The sequence below is a fragment of the Pseudomonas sp. ICMP 3272 genome (assembly GCF_001466905.1).
GTDB classification, from domain to species: domain Bacteria; phylum Pseudomonadota; class Gammaproteobacteria; order Pseudomonadales; family Pseudomonadaceae; genus Aquipseudomonas; species Aquipseudomonas amygdali.
Map to the genome: position 1 here is coordinate 51798 of NZ_LKEK01000119.1, position 21054 is coordinate 72851.

Sequence of the window (21054 nt, forward strand, 5' to 3'; positions counted from 1 at the left end):
GCGGTTATCGCGAGACGCTGCGACCACCAGCGCTGGGGATCATTGTTGAATGGAGACGTTGCCTGCCATGGGGCTTATTGATTACCGCGCACTGCTGATCGATTGTGATGAGGTTCTGGTAGACCGTGATTCGGGTGTCTGGGCGGCGTTGCAGCCGTTGCTGGAAAACGGTCTGAACACACCGGATAAAGACTCGGTCCTGACCGAATTCAATGATGTTGTGCGCACGCTCTATCCGCGCTTCGACGAACTGGGTTTCAGCGGCCTGCTGTGCTTTGCGCACCGGCAACTGGCCGAGCGCCTTGGCATCAAGGCCAGTTGGGAAGAGGGCATGACTTTCGCCCGTTCCGTACCGAACTGGACGCTGTTCGAGGATGCTCCCGGCGCGATGCTCTACCTGCGCAAGTTCTATCGGCTGCTGGTTTACGCCGACCGGGACCTGCAGGATCGCGGCATCCTGTGCGAACGGCTGGGGCTTGAACCTGACAGCCTGCTGTCCCTGACCACTCACCCGCTGGACGATCCGGACTGGCTTGCCGGGATGGATCTGGAACCGCGTGAAACGCTTCTTGTGTCTCGCCCGCCTGCCTCGGCGCTAGGCACTGGTGGGCTGTGTCTGATCCGCCGTAGCCGTGAGCAACACTGTCAGCCATGCACTGCCGACCTGTGCATCAACAGCATGGCCGATCTGGTCGCTCAGCATCAGCTGTCTTTACGGCGCTGATTTTGCTAGAAGGTAGGCACCGTGAATGGCAATACAAGAGGTAGGTAATGGAAGGCTTGGTCAAACTGGATCGGATTGATATCAATATCCTGGTAGAACTCCAGAAAGACGGGCGCATGACCAACGTCAGCCTGGCCGACGCCGTCGGGCTTTCCGCGAGCCCTTGCCTGCAGCGCGTCAAACGTCTTGAGTCGGCAGGTTACATTTCCAGTTACAAGGCGCACCTTAATCTGGCAAAAATCACCGAATCGGTCACCGTATTCACGGAAATCTCCCTCAGCGACCACAAACGTGAAGACTTCGCCAAATTCGAAGCCAACATCCGCCACGTTGACGAAGTCCTGGAGTGCCACCTGATCAGCGGCGGCTACGACTACCTGGTGCGCTTCATGACCCGCAGCATTCAGCACTATCAGGAAGTGATCGAAGAACTGCTGGACAAGAACATCGGCATCTCCAAGTACTTCAGCTACATCGTCATCAAATCCCCGGTCATGAAAGACGGCGTGCCACTGCGCAAACTGTTGCGCCACTGAATCTCTAGCCCGGAGAGGACGCAGAGCATCCAGAACGGCATACCCACGCGGAGCATGGGCACGATAGTGTTCGCCCGGCCACCGCGTGGGCCGCCCGTTCCGCGATCCCCCAGACACTTATCGTTCCGCACGCTCCAGCGTGGGAACGCCCTTCGTGACGCTCTGCGTCACAAATCTGCGTAGCGCCGCTTGCTCAAGCCAGAGAGATCGTCGCGCCTCAACACTGACCGAATAATATATTTCTGAAATTCTGGCATAGGGCCACCATCCAGATGGCACGTTGGCCGGGGTTTTGCTCGTGCATATCCGAAAACCGACGGGGCCCCCTGTCGCCATGGATTTCAAAAGGATGTGTTCGATGCCCGTAGCCCCTCGTTTCCTGGACCATTACCGCAAGGCCGACCGGATCATGCTGGGCCTGATCTGGCTATTGTTCCTCTACGCGCTCGGGTTGGCGTTCTGGTTTGATACGTTCACCCAGGCAGTGGTGGTAGGTGGCGGCACCGCGGTGGTGCTGACCGGGCTGTATCGCACCATCGGCGGCACCCGATTGATGCGCTGCTGTGTGGGTGTAGGCCTGATGGTCATGGCCGCGCTGCATATCAATCAGGCGCACGGGCTGATCGAAATACATTTCGGCATCTTCGTGTTTCTAGCTGTACTGACCTTCTACCGCGACTGGCTGCCGATTCTGGTCGCCGCCGTCACCATCGCCATCCACCATGTCGGCTTCCACGCTCTGCAGCATGCAGGCTTCCCGGTTTACGTCATGCACCACGGCGGCGGTTGGAGCATGGTGATGGTGCATGCGGTGTACGTCGTTGTAGAAAGCGCGATTCTGGTCTATCTGGCCGTGCAGAATCAGGCTGAGGCGGTCGAGAATCAGGACATGCTCGATCGAATGCTGGCCACCACCAACCAGTTTTCGCCCAATAGCCAGGCCAGCGAGCGTTCGGCCAAACGCGTACCGCTGGCGCAACGTTTCGAGCAGTTTCTGGAGCAGATCACCAGCCTTGTCGACGGCGTGGTGCGCGACACACGCGGGCTCGGCGAACTGGGTCATGACCTTGCCAAAGCCAGCGGTACGCTGGAAACCGGGGCGCAGCATCAACTCAGCGAGATCGCCCGCATGACCGGCGCGATGCAGCGCATGGGTGATGCCATGAACGATATTTCCAGCCACGTCGCGCACGCCGTGCAGCGGGCCGGTGACGCCAGCGATCAGGTCGCCCACGGGCGCGACAGTGTCGACCGTGCGCAGAGCGAAATCACTCAGCTTGCCGCGCGCATCAACACCACCGATGAAACCGTGCAGGCACTCGCCAACCAGTCAGAGCAGATCGGCAAGGTGCTGGACGTGATCGGCAGTATTGCCGAGCAGACCAACCTGCTGGCGCTGAACGCAGCGATTGAAGCTGCACGAGCCGGAGAGCAGGGCCGGGGCTTTGCCGTGGTGGCCGACGAGGTGCGCAATCTGGCGCAACGCACAGCATCGTCGACCAAGGAAATCCAGACCATCATTGAAGACCTGCAAAGGGGCAGCCGTCAGGCCGCTACAGCCATGAACGACAGCCTGCAAGGCGTCGGGCGTTGTGTGGAAAACAGCCAGCGGGCGTCGGAATCCCTGCGTGCAGTCGGCGAAGGTATCGGTCATATCACCCAGCTTAACGGCCTGATTGCCACGACCACTGAACAGCAGTCCACCGTCAGCCGGGAAATCGCCGATCAATTACGTTCGGTGCAGACCATCGCCGAGCACACCGCCGCCAATATCGGTGTGCTGGCGACCAGCAGCCAGAGCCTGTCGCCGCTGGCCATACGCCTGGAGGCGCTAGGCCAGAGTTTCCACAACTAGCTTTCGTACCTGGCTTTCAAATTCAGGCTCAGGCAAACACCAGCCCGGAAGAACGCAGCAGTTCCTGAGTGTAGGCCTGCTGCGGCGCGGCGAAGATCTCGCGGGACGGGCCTTGTTCGACCACCTTGCCGTCCTTGATCACAATCAGGTCATGCGCCAGAGCGTGAACCACCGCCAGGTCATGGCTGATGAACAGGTACGTCAGGCCATGACGGATTTGCAGGTCACGCAGCAGGGCGACGATCTGTTTCTGCACCGTACGGTCGAGCGCTGACGTCGGCTCGTCGAGCAGGATCAGATCCGGCTTAAGCACCAACGCCCGGGCGATTGAAATGCGCTGGCGTTGCCCACCGGAAAACTCGTGCGGGTAACGATGCCGGGTTGCCGGGTCCAGCCCGACTTCCTGCAACACGCGGATCACCGTCTGCTCACGCTCTTTCGGCGTACCGATGTTGTGCGTCACCAGGCCCTCGGCAATGATCTGCTCCACGGTCATGCGCGGGCTGAGGCTGCCAAACGGGTCCTGAAACACTACCTGCAACTGACGACGCAACGGGCGCATCAGGTGCTGACTGTGCAGGCTCAGCTCCTTGGTGCCGAAACGGATGCTGCCCTCTGAATCGACAAGACGCAAAATCGCCTGGCCCAAAGTCGATTTACCCGAACCCGACTCGCCGACAATCCCGAGTGTCTTGCCCTTGAGCAGCTCGAAACTCACCCCATCCACCGCCTTCACATACTGCGGCTCGCGCTTGAACCAGGCTTTGCCCAGCGGGAACCAGACCTTCAGGTCCTGCACCGACAACAGCGTGTTGCTGTGCGTGGACGGCACCGGCTCGCCGTCTGGTTCTGCGTTGATCAGCAAGCGGCTGTAAGGATGCTGCGGATTGTCGAACAGCGTCTGGCAATCGGCCTGCTCGACGATCTCGCCCTCACGCATCACGCAGACCCGCTGAGCGATGCGCCGCACCAGATTGAGGTCGTGGCTGATCAGCAACAACGACATGTTGAGCCGCTGTTGCAGGGACTTGAGCAACTCCAGAATCTTCACCTGCACGGTCACGTCCAGCGCGGTGGTCGGCTCGTCGGCGATCAGCAAGTCGGGCTCGTTAGCCAGTGCCATAGCAATCATGATGCGCTGGCGCTGCCCACCCGACAGTTGATGCGGATATGCCTTGAGACGTGACAGTGGATCGCGAATGCCGACCAGTTCCAGCAACTCCAGCGTGCGGCTCAGCGCGGCCTTGCCTTTCAGGCCCTTGTGAGTGACGAGAATTTCGCCGATCTGCTTTTCGACCGTGTGCAGCGGGTTCAGCGAGCTCATGGGCTCCTGAAAAATCATCGCCACACGGTTGCCACGCAGGCTGCGCAATTGCTTGTCGCTGGCAGTAACCAAGTCGAGCCCGTCATAGCGAATCGAGCCTTGGGTGCTGACGGTTTTGGCCGGCAACAGACGCAGAATCGAATGCGCAGTGACCGACTTGCCAGAGCCGGATTCGCCGACCAGCGCCAGGCACTCGCCACGGCGGATGTCGAGGCTGACGCCATGCACCACTTCATGGCCGTTGAAGGCGACTCGCAGGTCGCGAATTTCAATCAGGTTGTCTTGCATGTCAGCTCCGAGGATCAAACGCGTCGCGGCAGGCTTCGCCGATGAACACCAACAGAGAAAGGATCAGCGCCAGCGCGACGAACGCGGTCAGCCCCAGCCACGGCGCTTGCAGGTTGCGCTTGGCTTCGCCGATCAGTTCGCCCAGCGAAGCGCTGCCTGCGGGCATGCCGAAGCCGAGAAAGTCCAGCGCAGTGAGCGTGGCAATGGCGCCGGTGATGATGAACGGCAGGTAGGTCAGGGTGCTGGTCATCGCGTTAGGCAGGATGTGCCGCCACATCAGCGCAGCGTCGGTCAGGCCCAGTGCGCGGGCGGCTTTGACGTATTCCAGATTACGCCCGCGCAGGAACTCGGCACGCACCACGTCAACCAGCGACAGCCAGGAGAACAGCGCCATGATGCCCAGCAACCACCAGAAACTCGGTGACACAAAGCCGGACAGAATGATCAGCAGGTACAGCACCGGCAGCCCCGACCAGATCTCCTGAATGCGCTGGCCGATCAGGTCGGTCATGCCGCCGTAGTACCCCTGAATCGCCCCGGCACACACGCCGATCACCGTGCTGATCGCGGTCAGCAGTAGCGCGAACAGAATGGAAATCCGCGCGCCGAACAGCACCCGCGCCAGCACATCACGGGCCTGTTCGTCCGTGCCCAGCCAGTTGATGTGGTCCGGCGGGCTGGGCGATGGCGCGTCCAGGTCATAGTTGATGGTGTCGTAGCTGAACGGGATCGGTGCGAACAGCATCCAGCCGTCTTTGGCGGCGATCAGCTTGCGCACGTAGTCGCTTGAATAGTCCGGTTCGAAGGGCAGTTCGCCGCCGAAATCGGTTTCCATGTAGGTGCGCAACACCGGGTAATACATCTGCCCGTCGTAGCTGACCAGCAGCGGCTTGTCGTTGGCGATCAGCTCGCCGCACAGGCAGACCAGCATCAGGCCGATGAAGATCCACAGCGACCACCAACCACGCCGGTTGGCCTTGAACAGGTCGAAGCGGCGCCGGGTCTGGGGAGAGAACTCGAACATCAGGCGCTCCTCGCGGAAAAGTCGATGCGTGGGTCGACCAGCGTGTAACACAGGTCACCGATCAGTTTGATCAGCAGGCCGAACAGCGTGAACAGGAACAGCGTGCCGAACACGATGGGGTAGTCCCGCGAGACCGCCGCCTCGTAACTCATGCGCCCCAGCCCATCGAGACCGAAGATGGTTTCGATCAGCAGCGAGCCGGCGAAAAACACTTCGATCAACGCCTGCGGAATGCCCGCGATGACCAGCAGCATGGCGTTGCGAAACACATGGCCGTACAGCACGCGATGCTCGGTCAGGCCCTTGGCGCGTGCCGTGACCACGTACTGGCGGCTGATTTCGTTGAGGAAGCTGTTCTTGGTGAGGATGGTCAACGTGGCGAACCCGCCGATCACCAGCGAGCTGACCGGCAACACCAGGTGCCACAGATAGTCCTTGATCTTGCCCCAAGTGCTCAGGCTGTCGAAGTTCTCCGAGAACAACCCTTGCGCCGGAAACCAGCTCAGGTAACTGCCCCCGGCGAACACCACGATCAGCAGAATGGCGAACAGAAACGCGGGCGTGGCGTAGCCGATGATCACCAGCGTGCTGCTCCAGACGTCAAACGCACTGCCATGCCGCACCGCTTTGCGAATGCCCAGCGGGATGGAAATCAGGTAGGTGATCAGCGTCGCCCAAAGCCCGAGTGACAGCGACACCGGAAGCTTCTGGGCAATCAGTTCGGTGACCGGCGCGCCGCGGAAGAAGCTGGTGCCGAAGTCCAGCTGTGCGTAATTCTTGAGCATCAGCCAGAGTCGTTCGTGCATCGGTTTGTCGAAACCGTAATGTTCCTTGATCTGCTCGATCAGCGCCGGGTCCAGCCCGCGCGTGCTGCGGCTGGCGGTGCCGCTTGCGGCTACTTCGCCACCGCCGCCACCAACGCCATTGGGGCTGAAACCCTGAATGCGCGCGATGGCCTGCTCGACCGGGCCACCGGGGGCGGCCTGCACGATCAGGAAGTTGACAATCAAAATGGCCAGCAGCGTGGGAATGATCAGCAGCAGGCGTCGAATCACATAAGCCAGCATTTCAGTACTCCTTGGCAGCGGCGGGCTTGCCGGTCAATGCAGCAGCCTGAGCGTTGGTCAGCGGGGTCGGACTGATCTGCCACCAGGTTTCCAGACCAACGTCATAGGTCGGTGCCACATCCGGCATGCCGAAACGGTTGGCGAACACCAGTGGCGTGCCCTTGGAGTAGTAGTTGGGAATCATGTAGTAGCCCCATTGCAGGACCCGGTCCAGCGCCCGCGCGTAGAGCACCATATCGTTACGCGTATTGGCGCTCACCAGCCCGTCGATCAGCGTGTCCACCGCAGGATTGCGCAGCACCATGGCGTTGGAGCTGCCCACTTCGGTGGCGCTTTGCGAGCCATACAGGTTGTACAGCTCACGGCCAGGGGAAATGATCGGGTTACCGTTTTTCGGCAGGCTGACCACGATCATGTCGTAGTCCCGCGCATTGAGCCGGTTGATGTACTGCGCCGAATCGATGCGCAAAAAATCCAGGGTGATACCGATCTGCGCCAAGGTGCGTTTGAAGGGCAGAATCAGGCGATCGAAACCGCCCTGACCATCGAGAAAGCTGAACACCATCGGCTCGCCAGCGGCGTTCACCAGCTTGTTGTCCTTCGGGTGCCAGCCCGCTTCAGCGAGTAGCTTGAGGGCCTGCAGCTGCTTGTCACGGATGTAACCGCTGCCGTCGGTTTTCGGCGGCTGATACACCGTGGTGAACACCTCGTCCGGCACCTGGCCGCGCAAGGGTTCAAGAATTTTCAGCTCGGCCGGGGTCAGCAGCTCGGTGGCGGCCATGTCGCTTTTCGGGAAATAGCTTTGTTCGCGCACGTAGAAATTGCGCATGACTCGACGATTGATCCAGTCGAAATCCCACAGCAACGACAGCGCCTCGCGCACGCGGCGGTCCTTGAACATGGGTTTGTCCAGATTGAACACAAAGCCCTGCGCGGCGACCGGACGTTGCGGTGCGAGGATGCGCTTTTGCAGGCGCCCGTCGTCAATCGCCGGGCCGCTGTAGCCGACCACGAAGCCTGAAGAGGAGAACTCGCGGTTGTAGTCGAACATCCCGGCTTGCAGCAGTTGGCGGGCGATTTCGATGTCGCCGTAGTAGTTCACGGTGAGCGTGTCGAAGTTGTACAGGCCACGGCTGACCGGCAGGTCCTTGCCCCACCAGTCCTTGACCCGTTCAAAGACCACGCTGCGTCCGGCATCGACCTTGGCGACCCGGTAGGGCCCGTTGCCCAGCGGCGGCTCGAAACCGCCGCCGTTGGCGAAGTCGCGGGTCTTCCACCAGTGCTCGGGCAGAATGTGCAGGCTGGCAATATCCAGCGCCAGCATGCGGTTGAGGTTGTTCTTGAAGTCGAAGCGAATCTGTAGCGGCCCCTCGATGGTCACCTGTTTGACGTCGGCGAACATGGGGCGATAGCTGAAGCTGGCCTTGGTGGTCATCAGCTCGAAGGTGTAGCGCACGTCTTCGGCGGTGACGGGCTTGCCGTCCTCGAAGCGCGCCTTGGGGTTGAGGAAAAAACGAATCCACAGACCGTTCGGGTCCATCTCCATCTTTTCCGCGATCAGGCCATACACCGTGTACGGCTCATCCAGCGAGCGATAGGCCAGCGGCGAGTACACCCAGCTGTCGACCTCGCGCACATTGATGCCCTGATCGACGTAGGGATTGAGGTAATTGAACTGGCCGATTTCTTCCGCTGAGCGGCTTAGTGAACCGCCTTTGGGGGCGTTCGGGTTGACGTAGTCAAAGTGCTGGAAGCCAGCCGGGTATTTCGGTGCCTCGCCATAGACGGTCAAGGCGTGAGTCGGGGCGGCCTGAGCGACCTGCCAGCAACTGCACAGCGCAACACCCAGAATCAGGCGCCGCAGAAAACGGGTATGACGCAACATGATGGGGCTTTCCTCGTACGCACTGAATGACGATGAGTCGCGAAAAAGCCCCCGGCCGGGGAAGGTGGATGAAACCTGGGCCGGAGGGGGCGAGCTCGCAATCTGACGTGGCCCAAGGAGCGTGTTTGGGCCACGTCGTCACACTCAGAAGTGGTAAGTCGCGCGTGCGAACAGGGTGCGGCCCAGCGGGTCGGCGTAACGCGGGTCGTAGCCGGACTGGAAGTTGTAGGCCTGGTTGGAGAACGGCGGGTTGCGGTCAAACATGTTGCGCACCCCGGCGTCGATATCCAGCACCTTGTCGAAGGTATGACCCACCGACATGTCCCACAGCGCATACGACGCGACGCGCGCATTGGTGGTGCGGTCGTAGTCGTTGTAGCCGCTGGTGAAGCGGTTGGTGATGGAAGCGCGGGTATCGCCCAGTGCCCAGGTGCCGGTCAGAACGTGTTTCCAGCGCGAGATCACGCCGTCGCCCTGGAAGTCGCCGACCTTGTCGGTGTACGGGCCGTCGATGATGTTCTGGAAGTCATAACGCGTCACATAGGTGCCGGTCATGCCCAGACCGAACTGACCATAAGGCGTGTTCGGGAAGCGATAGTCGAGGGTTACGTCGACACCGCTGGTCTTGACGATGCCCAGGTTGGCGTTGCCGGTGACGATATTGGCGATCGAACCGTCGGCAGCGCGCACGTAGCGGTCGGCGTAGGTGTTGGGGTCATCGAACACGGTCGACTCGGGGAACGCCTGGATCTGGTTGGAAATGTGAATCCACCAGAAATCCAGGCCCATCGACAGGTTGTTGACCGGCTGATAGACGAAGCCCAGCGTCATGTTGCGGGCTTTTTCCGGGGCCAGCTCGGTGTTGCCTCCACCATTGTTGAGGAACTGCTGCTGGCAATCACGACCGGCGTTACCACCCGGCTGGACGACGCCACCGGCACATAGAACCGGGTCGTTGTAATAGCCCTGGGTGAAAGTCGTACTGCGCGGGGCATACAGCTCGTAAAGCGACGGCGCGCGGAAACCTTCGCTGTAGGCACCACGCACCACCAGTTGCTTGAACGGCTGGTAGCGGAACGAGTATTTCGGGTTGGTGGTGCTGCCGAAGTCGCTGTATTTGTCGTGACGGACGGCGGCGGTCAGTTCAAGGCTGTCCAGCACGGGCACGTTCAGTTCGGCGTATTCCGCCTTGACGCTCCTGTCGCCTTCGACGCTACCGGCGGCATCTGCGCCCAGGCTGCTGATGTCGTTGACGTAGGCTTCGTACTGCTGATGCATTTTCTCTTTGCGGTATTCGCCGCCCAACGCCAGACCCGCAGGGCCTGCACCGAACCAGTCACCGATTTCCCGGCTGATGCGCGCATCGAGCCCGGCCACCCGGCCCACAGCACTGGAGTACTGGCCGTGATATTCGTTGGCATCGATCAGTGCCTGACCGGCAGCGGTTTGCGGGCCGAACGGGTTAAGGGTGCCATTGGCCAGGCCGTTGAGCATTGCAGCGTCACTGACATAACCGTTGGTGAGCGATGACAGGACTTTGTTCTGGTTGTAAGAAGCACCTACGTTGTAGTCCCAGCCGCCCACCAGGCCGTCGAAGTTCAGCAGAAAACGCTGGCTGGTGTTCTGGTCGCTGGACCCGCGTGGCCCGGCTGCGGTTTCTCGCCAGGCTGTGCTGATCGGTTGGGTCGGGTCGAGAGTAAAGTCGGTCGGTGCCGGAGTGATGCCGTTGCCGGGATAAAAAGGCGACGATGAGTCCAGAGACAGGCCGGTAAGGGGCGCAGGCCCGATATCGGTATGGTTGTTGTTACGAGCCCAGAAGTATTCGAGGCTGACGTTATGATCGTCTGCCAGCTTGCCGGTGGCCTTGCCAAAAAACGAGGTCTTTTCGGTTTGCGGGATCAGGTCGATGTATTCACGGGTGCTGAACCGGCAGATGCCGTTGCTGGCGATCAGGTTAGGGCCGCCGCAGTTTCTGCCCAGCGGGTTGGCAGAGTTGTCACCCTGGAAGTAATTGCCGGGATAGGCCGTACCGGAGGTCTGATTGAGCCCGCGTCCTGGCACGTAATCTCTGGCAAACGAGCGGTCGTTGGCGTCCAGGTTTTGCTGCTTGTTGTAGTTGAAGACACCCATGACGTTGAAGCGGTCTTGCTCCAGATCGCCAAAGCCCCAACTGGCGCTCATGTCCTTGGTGGCACCGCCGCCGCTGGCGGTCGGGGTTTCTCCACCCAGGGTCAGGCTGCCGTCGGTCAGGGATTTTTTGGTGATGAAGTTGATCACACCGCCAATGGCGTCAGTCCCGTATAGCGCCGAGGCGCCGTCACGCAATACTTCCACACGGTCGATGGCGGCAAACGGGATCATGTTCAGGTCGATGGCGCTGCCGTTGGGCGTGCCCACACCCGACAGTGCGTTATTGGCCAGACGGCGGCCGTTGAGCAGCACCAGCGTCTTGTTGGCGCCGATGCCGCGCATATCGGCAAACGAGGCACCACCTGTTCCGGCGCCGACCGAGCCTGCACTGTTGTTGATCGACTGGCTGCCAGTGATGCGCTGGACCATTTCCTGGGTGGTGGTCACGCCCTGTTTCTTAAGGTCGTCAGCGCGCAGGATGGTAATTGGCACTGCGGTTTCGGCATCGACCCGGCGGATCGCCGAACCGGTCACTTCTACACGTTGCAATTGGGTCGTGGCAGGCACAACCGCTGCGCTGGTGGACACGGCCGAGCCGCTTGTGTCCGCGTCGACGGCGTCTGCCGCCTGAGCACCGCTCATGCCCATGGCCAATGCACAAAGCAGGGCACGTGGATGACGCCGGACCGCGAGGGCCAGTGGTTTGAGGGTGCAACCGGGAAGATTCATCAGCATGGTTAGTTCCGACTTGGTCCAGACGTTATTGAAATGGCCTTGTGAGCCCTCTGTTCCCGACGCGGTTGTGCCGAGCGGGAGTTCCACTTCTTCTTTTTCCAGCAAGCCGCTCCCCTCCAGAGGCTTTTCAGCCCACGGACAACCGCATTTACGGGGGTCGGGTCAAACGGCTTCGCGCGGCGAAGCCGTCAAATCACCTGAGGGTCATTTCGCCGTCATGACGGATATCTTCGTAATGCCCGAACGCTCGATGGACGCCATGGCCTTGGCCACCTGGCCATAATTCACGGCGGTATCGGCCTGCAACTGGACGCGGATCTCCGGGTCCTTGGCCTTTTCGTCCTGCAGGCTTTTTTCCAGCAGTTCCGGGGCGATTTCCGATTTGGCGAGGTAGAACTTGCCGTCCTGATCGACGCTGACCACCACCGGGTTTTTCTTCTCGGCAGGGGCGACCGCGTCGGTCTTGGGCAGGTTGACCTTGATCGCGTTGGTCATCAGCGGCGTGGTGACGATGAACACCACCAGCAGTACGAGCATCACGTCCACCAGCGGCGTGACGTTCATTTCGCTGAGTACTTCATCGCTGTCCTGAGTGGAGAAAGACATTAGCTGGCCTCCCGAACGGCATGGCCATTCTTGCTGGCGATGGGCTGACGGGTGACCGCGAAGGCGCTGCGCTGGGCGAGGGCGTCGAAGTCGTGGGCGAAGTCATCCATGTCGGCCACAGCGAGCTTGAGGCGGCGCAGGAAGAAGTTGTAGATCAGCACCGCAGGCACCGCGACGGCGATACCCACACCGGTGGCGACCAGCGCATGGCCGATAGGACCGGCGACCGCTTCCAGGCTGGCCGAGCCGGTCACACCGATGCTTTGCAGTGCTTCCATGATCCCCCAGACCGTACCGAACAGGCCGATGAAGGGCGCGGTGCTGCCGATACTGGCGAGAATTGCCTGACCACTTTCCAGTGCGCGACGCTCTTTTTGTATCTGCTGACGCAGGTTGCGCTCCAGACGGTCCGAGCGGTTGATGGTGTGCGCCAGTTGTTGCGTGGTGCGCGGCGACTCATCGACCGCCATGGCTTCGAAGCCACTATTGGCGATACGCGCCAGCGCTCCAGGGTATTGTGCAGAGTGCTCGGCGGCGGTCAGCAGGTCCGGCGCGCTCCAGAACGCCTTGGTGAACTGTTTGTTCTGCGATTTCTGACGCACGTACTGCGCCGACTTGATCAGCAACAGTGCCCAACTCAATACGGAAAACAGAATCAATGCCCAGAGCACGGCCGGGACAATCATGGAAGAGAGCGATGCGTTCATGGTTTAAACCTCACCAGCTTTAATAATTGAAGTGTCGGTTGTCAGGTGCCGGATCATTCCGGCAACTTGAAGTCGATGGTCTGCGTCGCGAAGCCTTCTATCGGCGTGTCACCCCGTTTGGCCGGTATGAACTTCCAGTTGCGCACGGCCTCAACGGCTGCTTCGTCCAATACCGGTTTGCCGCTGGATTTGGTCACCTCGACAGCGCCAGCGCGGCCGTTTGGCAGCACCTTGATACGCAAAATCACGCGACCTTCCCAACTGCGGCGCAAGGCCAGCCCCGGGTATTCCGGCGGCGGGTTGCCCAGACTGGCGAGCCCGGATACGGCAGCGCTTTCCTTGGCTGGCGCCGGTGGCGCGGCAGGTGCCGGAGGTGCAGGCGCAGGTGCTGGCGGCGCAGGCGGGCTGGGCGCGGCAGCAGGCGTTGGCGCAGGTGGCGTCGGCTTTTTCACCGGCTCGACTTTCTTGACCGGCTTGGGCTTCTCGACCTTAGGCTTCTCCACCGGTTTTGGCGGCGGCTCTACCGCGTCCGGGTCCTCGACCGGTTGTTCCGGCTCGGGTGGCGGCGGCGGGGGTGGCGGAGGTGGTGGCTCGGGCGGCGGCGGTTCCGGGGCAGGTGGCGTAGGGCTGGTCAGTTCAATGGTCATTTCCGGAACTTGTGGTGCAACTTCCGGGACGTCTGGCTGGGCAGTTTGCATGTACCACCAGATCACCCCATGAATAAGGACCGACGCAGCAATCAACACCATTACTTGTGGCTTGTTAAGGCCACCCGGTCGTGACGTATTGGCGCTGAAAGGAATGCCCTGCCACGCCGTCGAAGTGTCATCGGGCGAAGGAGAGGGAACCGCTTTCATTATTACCGCATCATTCATTAACGCTCCCTCGGGTAGTTAAAGGGCAATAAAAATCCGTCCGAATATTTTTGTGAATATTCGACTGAGGGCGGCTTGCACACTGTTTATATGCAGCGCACCGCGGTGCCTGCGCACGGCAGGCTTAAACAGGGAAAAGCGGGTCACATCAGGGCGCTGGCATTGCTGATCCTTGCTTCTTATCGTCATGTACGGGGACGTACAGCGATGTTCCTGAATGCTTACATTGCAACCGCTGTGCCAGAAAGCCCATGCAGGAACCGTTGATTCAGAGCCAGTGTCGCATTCATGTAACTATTTATCGAATCCCGATTTCATGGACTTCGAAGGCATTCAAATGAAGGACTCCTTAAACAAAACAGCAGACAAATTCGTACCCTCTGCTGTGCCAGACGCGTTCAAAACTCGTGACCTACTAGTCACTTTCCTGGATGCACCAATACTGTGTAACGAGGATCAACTTGGTGCGTTAGTTACTCAACACTTCATAAAGGGCTGCTCCGTGTGCGTCCGTGTTTATATGATCAGTCACCGCTAAAGAAACAAAAGCCATCGCACAAATGATGGCCAAATGAAACCACTCAAAATAAAGTGTCGGACAATCTTTATATGTGGGTTGCCCGTTAATTAAAAAGCAGGGGGTTTATCCTTATTGCGCGCACAGTTCTGCAAGGCCCTGATTAATCGTCAGAACATTCAAGGGCACACGCAAAATGACTTACGTCCAGACGTGCAGGGCCGTCGAAAAACAACAAGCAGATCTGGATAACGCGCAGGCACCGCCCAAGGCAGGCAATGCCTCAAGGGTAGGCAGCCAGCGTAACGGTGGTCTGACACAAGACTGATAGAGCACGGCTAGATTCCTTTCCTGGTGAGGAGAAAGACTTGTGGTCTGCCCTCCTGCACTGTTTGTGGACGCTCTGGCGTCCGTTAACTGCACTTTGGTGCGTGTAGGCACCCCTTGAATGCAGCGTGCACCAATGGTTTATGGCACGACCGTTCCACTTGAAAGAACTGTGCCAGTTTGTGTCTTTTTGTATCTGAAGGGGTACATTTTCATGTAATCGACGCTAAAGGCCCCCGCCGGGTGATGTTCGGGGCCTTGACTTGAAGACATGGGAGAAGATGAAAGCCAGCGATGGCTGGCTCTGGGGAAGGGCATTACTTTTCAGAGCGTCAGGGACCGCTTCGATACTCAGAGCTGCTCCAGCGCTTGTATCCGGATCTTGAACCCGTTGGGTGCGAGGATTTTCTGCCAGCCGACGTATCTGAATTGGGCGTCGGGGTTGATCCAGTCACCGCTGTTCACGCCGCGGGTTCCTCTGATCGCGAATCTTTTTACTGACCCACATGGGCCATTGAATCTGGGGTCAGTCGTATAAATGACGTACGGCTCCACGTACTGCGTGGCCCGCAGATACTTTCCGCATTGCTGGTCAACGTTAATCAGTGTTGACTTCAGCTCAGCGTCACCGACCATGTCGTCATACATTTTCAGAAACGTGATATTGCCTACGTCCTTGAACCCCAACGATCTCGCCTGTTTGTATTCAGGTAAATTCTGGTGAGCGATCAAGTCGGCTTTCTTTTGCTTCTTGTCTTCAATGGCCTGAGCGGCCGCCAGAGTAGCTTCGGCCTGCTTGCGCAACTTACCCGCTTTAGCGTAAGTGGCATTGCATCGCGCAAGCTCCTCTGCGCTCACACCCATTTCGCTGGGGGTGTAGTTGTCAGCGCTGAGGGAGTAGGAAGTAATAGTGAGCGAGTTGATCACTTCTTTTGGGTCCAGCGGGCCTTGTTGAGCCTCCAGAGAATCCACTTGCTCTTGCGTTTTGTTGCAGTGCTCCATGTAGAGGGTGTAGGGAGAGTAGGCGTCATTTTTGTCGGAGTCGGTATACATCTTGGCAAAAACCAGGGGGCTGATGGCGGTCGTCACAAACGCCAGGAAAATACACCTGATTGGCAGAGCAAAGGTCATGACTTATTCCTTTAGGGTTAAAACCTGATCCGTGAGCATCACTTGGCAGCCGCCGGGTTGTGCCATTATAACGACATCGCTCTGTTGTTGCTTTTTCTGATCTCGAAAATACTGGTCACCAGAACGCAGCAGGTGCGCTGAGCGCCTTGCTGAACACCTCAATGGCACGCTCGACGTCTGCCTGCGTGGTGTAGCGGCCAAGGCTGACACGCACGCTGGCCAGGGCCTTGGCTGAATCCATACCCAGAGCGAGCAGCACATGCGAAGGTGCATTGCTGGCCGAGTTGCAAGCGGACGTCGAGGACAACGCCAAACTGTGGGATAGCTGCGAGCTGGTGAAGCCACTGCGGGTGATGCACAGGTTCAGGGTGTGCGGGATGCGTTGTTGCGGACAGCCGTTGAGCTGCACATCCGGCAGGCTCAACAAGCCTTCGCGCAGGTGGCGACTCAGCTCTTCGATACGGCGGTTTTCAGTTTCGGCCTGGCTGATCGCCAACGCAAAGGCTGTACCCATGCCGACGATCTGATGCGTAGCCAGTGTGCCCGACCGAAAGCCGCCTTCGTGTCCGCCGCCGTGAATCTGCGCTTTCAGCAGCGAATGAGCACGCGGGCCCACGTACAGTGCGCCAATGCCCTTGGGGCCGTAGGCCTTGTGCGCCGAGAACGACATCAGGTCGACGGCCAGACTCGCCAAGTCGACCTTCACCTTGCCGACTCCCTGCGCAGCGTCCACATGAAACAGCGCGCCGTGCTCGCGCACCAAGGCGCCGATGCTGGCGATATCAGTCAGCGTGCCCAGCTCGTTGTTCACCAGCATCAGTGATACCAGCAGCGTGTCTTCGCGCAGGGCAGCCTGAACCGCCTGCGGCTGGATCAGGCCCTGGGCGTCCGGTTTCAGCCAGGTGACGGGAAAGCCCTGACGCTCCAGCGTGCTGACGGTATCGAGCACTGCTTTGTGTTCCAGCACGCTGGTGATGATATGCCGACGTTGCGCGCTGCTGTCGTGAGCGATGCCCTTGATCGCCAGGTTGTTGGACTCCGTGGCACCGGAGGTCCAGACGATGGTGTCGGCAGACGCACCCACCGCATCGGCCACCTGACGCCGAGCCTGCTCTACAGCCTGCCGCGCAACCTGCCCGTAACCGTGCCCGCTGGATGCCGGATTACCGAAATGACCTTCGCGGCCCATACAGGCAACCATGGCTTCAATCACCTGTTCATCGACAGGCGTGGTAGCTGCGTAATCCAGGTAGAGCGCAGAGGTGGTCATGGGCAATTCACTTGGTAATCGAGTCAGAATCAAGGGCTGGCATTACCAGACCGACTGCTTGAAAGATTACTGATCCGCACGCGAAATTTTTTTGATATTTGCACGTATACCAGCAGCCAAATCGAAAAATTATTCGCTTTGGTTTGGATTTTTACGATTAAAAATTCTAGGATGCTGCTTCAGGCGCAGAATCGCAGTCATACACCATCGTTCCTCACGCTCCGCGTGGGAATGCAGTTCTGGACGCTCCGCGTCCAATCCGGGGATGCAAGGGGCTGCACCGTTGGGTGACGCAGAGCGTCACGAAATGCATGCCAACGCGGAGCATTGGCACGATAGTCATGCTGTGTGAGGCGCAGAATTGGAGTCAGACACCCATCGTTCCTCACGATAAGTGTAGAGCGACTAACGCAGGAAACCGCTAATGGACAAATTCGACCGGGCAATTCTCGACATTCTGCAAACCGACTGCACCCGCTCGGTGGCGGACATCGCCGAGCGTATTGGCCTGGGCAGCACAGCGTGCTGGCGACGCATTCAGAAGCTGGAAGAAGCCGGCATCATCGACCGCCGGGTAGCCCTGCTCAACCCGCAACGTCTGAACGTGTCGGTCAGCGTATTCGCCGCCATCCGCACCAACCAGCACAACGCCGCCTGGCTTGAACAGTTCCACGCCGCCGTCGGCGAACTGCCTGAAGTGGTCGAGTGCTACCGCATGGCGGGCGACACCGACTACATGCTGCGCATCGTCGTAGCCGACATCGCAGGGTACGACGCGGTGTACAAACAACTGATCAGCATCCCCGGGATCAGCGACGTAAGCTCCAGCTTCGCCATGGAACAGATCAAGTTCACCACCGGCCTGCCGCTGCAATATGCGTCGTTTGGCGGGTAAAGCCCGCCACGCTCATCGATTGAATCGAACCCTCAGCCCAATGCCACGTCCACTTTCTTTGGCAAACGAAAAAGGTGGCTGACATGACAACCGATCACATACTCACAAACAGCGTGCCCAAAGAAGACCCCGCCAGCCCGGAACTCGGCCAATACGACCGTGAAGCGGACCCGGTCCTCGCCATGAACTCAAACAAGCCCGGCGTCGGTTCTGCCAGAGGCGATGAGGTCAAGAAACGCACGGAAGGCGACGAGGCTTACGAAGACGATGAGCCGGAAGTCTATTCGGATGACCCGGATATCGTGGCAGATGAAGGTGGTGGTGTTTCGCCGGGTTAAGGAAGTACAAACCTGGCGTTGAGGTGGTGTAACAGCTCAAACGTGTTCATGTAAGGGACGTTGAGCTGCTCACACAGGTTGGGGATGATGAACTTTCGCTTTGCGTCCAGATTACGCACCTCATGCGTAACTACGGTTGCTCCGGATGTCAGCGCCTTGGCAATCAGCCATGGATCGGCCCCCTTTAGAAACTCCTCCATTGCTCCCGTCTTCATGCCTTGCGCTTGTGCTACCAACGTAGCGACTTTCACGAATTCGGCCTGAGTCTTTTGATCCGAAATGCTTTGGAAAAAAGCCGAATTATTTTTTGCCCAGTCAGCCAGTTCATCATGGCCTTTGGTAAGTTCGTCTTTAACAGGACCGATACTGGCCAAGAAAAATGTCTGGTTTTGGAGCAGCAACCACTGCCAATAAGCCGGACAAATCGTCATGCCGTAATAGCGATTCTTGGCTTCAATCAGGGTGTTGGAGTCCATCAGAAACATCACCGGGCCAGTGTCTCCGCCAGCGTTCTTAACTTGGCTGGCTGTACACCGAGCAGACTACCAGCCTCACGCAACAGCATCCGCCCACTCAGGGTTTCGGTCAGTACAGCCTTACTCAGCCGCGTACTGTTTTTGGCCGTTGCATTGCGGTAGTAGTCCCCGGCACCGCCTTTCTCGTCCCGGAATGCCTTTAGGACCTTCTGGTAATACACGCCGTACTGCTCTTGCGTAACGTAGCCCAGGTCCATCGCGCGTCGGCCAATAACAAGCTTGCTGACATGAAACCTCGTAGCGAGAGGGGCCAGATTACTTTCCCATTCAATACCAGCGTTCCATACAGCTCGAAAAAGCTCTTCGGGTACAAGAAACTCACCCGCCACGGCGTTGCAGAATCGCTCTTCCTCTCGACCATTTGCAGTACCCGCGTCAGAAACGCCGCTGCTGCCAATCCAGAGATGAGCGAGTTCGTGCATTAACGTAAATAGGCGAGCTGTCGGAGTATCCGAACTGTTGATAAACACCACTGGAGCCAGCGAATTACTGATGGCGAAGCCTCGAAACTCACTGACCTCCAGTTTGCGATGGGTATTGCCCAGCGCGATACCACTGCGCATGACAAGCACACCAGCCACTTCAGCAGCATCAATCAGCGCGCGGCTGTATTTATCGTAATCAAGGCGGGACTTTTCCGGATCGACACAGAGGGTTTGCCGAATATCACTCACAACCGTCTTCACCGGCGTCCGGCTGTCGAAGCGACCGACGAACGGAAGAGGCTGGTGCTCTTGTACGTGAAGGTATTCCAGATACCAGTCCTGTTTGCGAATTGCGTCTTTTACTGTGTCCACAAGCTCCAGACTTGGCCGCAAGGGTGCCGAGTTACCAACTGTGCGCAGGTCTGGTAGCGGCAGCTGTTCGACAGGAGGCTGAGGCAAGAACAAAAACCCAAAGGGAACATGCGCAACGCTCGCCCACTTCTGGGCTTGCAAAAAGGTTGGCCTCGCTTCTCCTGCTTCCCACTCCTTGATACGCTCAGGTTTCACAGGCAGCTTTCTGGCGACCTGGGCGGCAGACAGGCCTGCCCGCTCGCGGGACCACGTGAGGATGCTTGGGTTAACGAACGCGGCTTGGCTCATGGCAAATTTGGAATATCAGAGAGGAGTGTGTCGGGCCAGTGCAAGCGCGGGCTACTGTGCATTGCCTTTTCCTTGGCTATGACGAGCACCGCAGAATACAGCGCGTGCACGTACACTATGGGCTCGCAACGCTACGGTCAATGACGGCAGCTAGTGAGATGGAGATGATGAACCCGATTTTCGCGGGCATGTAGGTAAATAATTACCTCATTTGCCACGCCAGCCGATCATTCAAGGGCGAGAAGCGATCTCGTCCAGATGATTCAGCAGATCCAGCGGGTCTTCATAGACCCTCAAGGCACCTGCGCGCTCAAGCTCGCCTATGTCATAGCCACCCGACAGCAGGCCGACGCCGGTTGCCTTGCAGCGACGTGCCGCCAGCATGTCCCAGATCGCATCCCCTATCACCAGACACTCGTCAATCGGAGCGTTTATCTTCTTTGCAGCCGCCAGAAACAGGTCGGGGTCAGGCTTGCCATAGCTCACGTCATCGCGCGTAACAATGTTGATCTTTTTGATGTCCAGTTTCAGCGCTTTCAGGTTGATCGTCGCCGTATCAATCCCGCCGCTGGTGGCGATGCACCACTTGAGGTTTTCCTTGTCGAGCGTCTCCAGCAACTCGACGGCGCCGGGCAACGCGATGATCTGCCCCTGTAGCCGCTCATACGCCTGAGCGTGTTTTTCGCTAAGCCGTTCGGCTTGTTCTTCGCTGATGTTCAAGCCGGTTTCACGCGACAGTGATTTCAACATCAGCCCGCCGCTCATGCCGATCTTGCGGTGAATACGCCACATCGCAAGCGGGATCTCTTCTGCATCCAGCGCTTCTTTCCAGGCGGCGACGTTTTGATAAACGCTGTCGGTCAGCGTGCCGTCCAGGTCGAAGATGAAGGAGGTTTGCGGTCTCATAGGGTTACTCTTTTTGAATTCGGATTGACCATCTGGCGAGGTCCGGAGCGCTGTGGTCGACACCTGATCGGCGGTATCGGGATGTGGCGTTCATCAATGAAGCGAGGGCTGTACCGGGGCTTCGAACACGGAATTGCCAGATGGAGGGAAAGGGCCGGTTTTTGAGGTCACACACTTTCGAGTGTGCGTGGGAGTGGCGGTTCGATCTTTCGCGCGGGGGGCAGCTTGGTAGCAGAAAATCCTGATGGCTTTTCAGCCGCGTTGAAGACTCTCCAGCCGCGTTAACGCTTTAA

At 58.9% G+C, this 21054-nt stretch carries 18 protein-coding genes; 5 read left to right on the forward strand and 13 right to left on the reverse strand.

Annotated elements, in window-relative coordinates; all coding sequences use genetic code 11:
• Window positions 1-67: 67 nt before the first annotated feature.
• The 3 genes from AO068_RS25445 to AO068_RS25455 all read left to right on the forward strand — a co-directional run bounded on the left by AO068_RS25445 (window position 68) and on the right by AO068_RS25455 (window position 3115).
• A complete protein-coding gene (locus tag AO068_RS25445; protein ID WP_058409791.1) occupies window positions 68-724 on the forward strand; it encodes an HAD family hydrolase in 657 nt (218 codons plus the stop codon).
• A gap of 47 nt (window positions 725-771) precedes the next feature.
• Window positions 772-1260, forward strand: coding sequence for an Lrp/AsnC family transcriptional regulator (locus AO068_RS25450; protein ID WP_002555947.1), 489 nt, complete (start codon window positions 772-774; stop codon window positions 1258-1260).
• A 358-nt stretch (window positions 1261-1618) separates the two neighbouring features.
• A complete protein-coding gene (locus AO068_RS25455; protein WP_058409792.1) occupies window positions 1619-3115 on the forward strand; it encodes a methyl-accepting chemotaxis protein in 1497 nt (498 codons plus the stop codon).
• Window positions 3116-3143: 28 nt separating this feature from the next.
• On the opposite strand, the gene AO068_RS25460 is transcribed toward AO068_RS25455, so the two are convergent.
• The 10 genes from AO068_RS25460 to AO068_RS25510 form a co-directional block, all read right to left on the reverse strand.
• The gene (locus AO068_RS25460) at window positions 3144-4727 is read right to left on the reverse strand and encodes an ABC transporter ATP-binding protein (RefSeq protein WP_058409793.1); all 1584 of its coding nucleotides are present in this window, start codon (window positions 4725-4727) and stop codon (window positions 3144-3146) included.
• A 1-nt stretch (window position 4728) separates the two neighbouring features.
• Entirely contained in the window at window positions 4729-5751 is a 1023-nt protein-coding gene (locus tag AO068_RS25465) for an ABC transporter permease (protein ID WP_058409794.1), read from the reverse strand.
• On the reverse strand, window positions 5751-6818 hold the full coding sequence (locus AO068_RS25470) for a microcin C ABC transporter permease YejB (protein ID WP_058409795.1): 1068 nt from the start codon (window positions 6816-6818) through the stop codon (window positions 5751-5753). The genes AO068_RS25465 and AO068_RS25470 overlap by 1 nt, the downstream gene beginning before the upstream one ends.
• Window position 6819: 1 nt before the next feature.
• Window positions 6820-8703, reverse strand: a complete 1884-nt coding sequence (locus tag AO068_RS25475) for an extracellular solute-binding protein (RefSeq protein ID WP_058409796.1) — start codon at window positions 8701-8703, stop codon at window positions 6820-6822.
• A 144-nt stretch (window positions 8704-8847) separates the two neighbouring features.
• A complete protein-coding gene (locus tag AO068_RS25480; RefSeq protein ID WP_058401817.1) occupies window positions 8848-11673 on the reverse strand; it encodes a TonB-dependent receptor in 2826 nt (941 codons plus the stop codon).
• A 99-nt stretch (window positions 11674-11772) separates the two neighbouring features.
• Window positions 11773-12174, reverse strand: coding sequence for an ExbD/TolR family protein (locus AO068_RS25485; RefSeq protein WP_002555939.1), 402 nt, complete (start codon window positions 12172-12174; stop codon window positions 11773-11775).
• The gene (locus AO068_RS25490; protein ID WP_003435083.1) at window positions 12174-12860 is read right to left on the reverse strand and encodes a MotA/TolQ/ExbB proton channel family protein; all 687 of its coding nucleotides are present in this window, start codon (window positions 12858-12860) and stop codon (window positions 12174-12176) included. The genes AO068_RS25485 and AO068_RS25490 overlap by 1 nt, the downstream gene beginning before the upstream one ends.
• Before the next feature lie 74 nt (window positions 12861-12934).
• Window positions 12935-13756, reverse strand: coding sequence for an energy transducer TonB (locus tag AO068_RS25495; RefSeq protein ID WP_080394871.1), 822 nt, complete (start codon window positions 13754-13756; stop codon window positions 12935-12937).
• A 1195-nt stretch (window positions 13757-14951) separates the two neighbouring features.
• On the reverse strand, window positions 14952-15731 hold the full coding sequence (locus AO068_RS25505; RefSeq protein ID WP_002555833.1) for a hypothetical protein: 780 nt from the start codon (window positions 15729-15731) through the stop codon (window positions 14952-14954).
• Between the two features lie 115 nt (window positions 15732-15846).
• Entirely contained in the window at window positions 15847-17001 is a 1155-nt protein-coding gene (locus AO068_RS25510; RefSeq protein WP_058409798.1) for a cysteine desulfurase family protein, read from the reverse strand.
• 424 nt (window positions 17002-17425) lie between these two features.
• On the opposite strand from AO068_RS25510, the gene AO068_RS25515 reads away from it, so the two are divergent.
• Window positions 17426-17896 (forward strand): Lrp/AsnC family transcriptional regulator, encoded by a 471-nt coding sequence (locus AO068_RS25515; RefSeq protein ID WP_002555835.1) that lies wholly within the window; start codon window positions 17426-17428, stop codon window positions 17894-17896.
• Between the two features lie 83 nt (window positions 17897-17979).
• The gene (locus AO068_RS25520; RefSeq protein ID WP_057460536.1) at window positions 17980-18234 is read left to right on the forward strand and encodes a hypothetical protein; all 255 of its coding nucleotides are present in this window, start codon (window positions 17980-17982) and stop codon (window positions 18232-18234) included.
• Here the strand turns inward: AO068_RS25520 and AO068_RS25525 are convergent.
• The 3 genes from AO068_RS25525 to AO068_RS25535 all read right to left on the reverse strand — a co-directional run bounded on the left by AO068_RS25525 (window position 18231) and on the right by AO068_RS25535 (window position 20761).
• The gene (locus tag AO068_RS25525; protein ID WP_058401813.1) at window positions 18231-18719 is read right to left on the reverse strand and encodes a DUF4411 family protein; all 489 of its coding nucleotides are present in this window, start codon (window positions 18717-18719) and stop codon (window positions 18231-18233) included. The genes AO068_RS25520 and AO068_RS25525 overlap by 4 nt on opposite strands.
• The gene (locus AO068_RS25530; RefSeq protein WP_058409799.1) at window positions 18719-19855 is read right to left on the reverse strand and encodes an ImmA/IrrE family metallo-endopeptidase; all 1137 of its coding nucleotides are present in this window, start codon (window positions 19853-19855) and stop codon (window positions 18719-18721) included. Before AO068_RS25530 ends, AO068_RS25525 begins: the two co-directional genes overlap by 1 nt.
• Window positions 19856-20086: 231 nt before the next feature.
• Window positions 20087-20761, reverse strand: a complete 675-nt coding sequence (locus tag AO068_RS25535; RefSeq protein ID WP_003435091.1) for an HAD family hydrolase — start codon at window positions 20759-20761, stop codon at window positions 20087-20089.
• Between the last annotated feature and the right edge of the window lie 293 nt (window positions 20762-21054).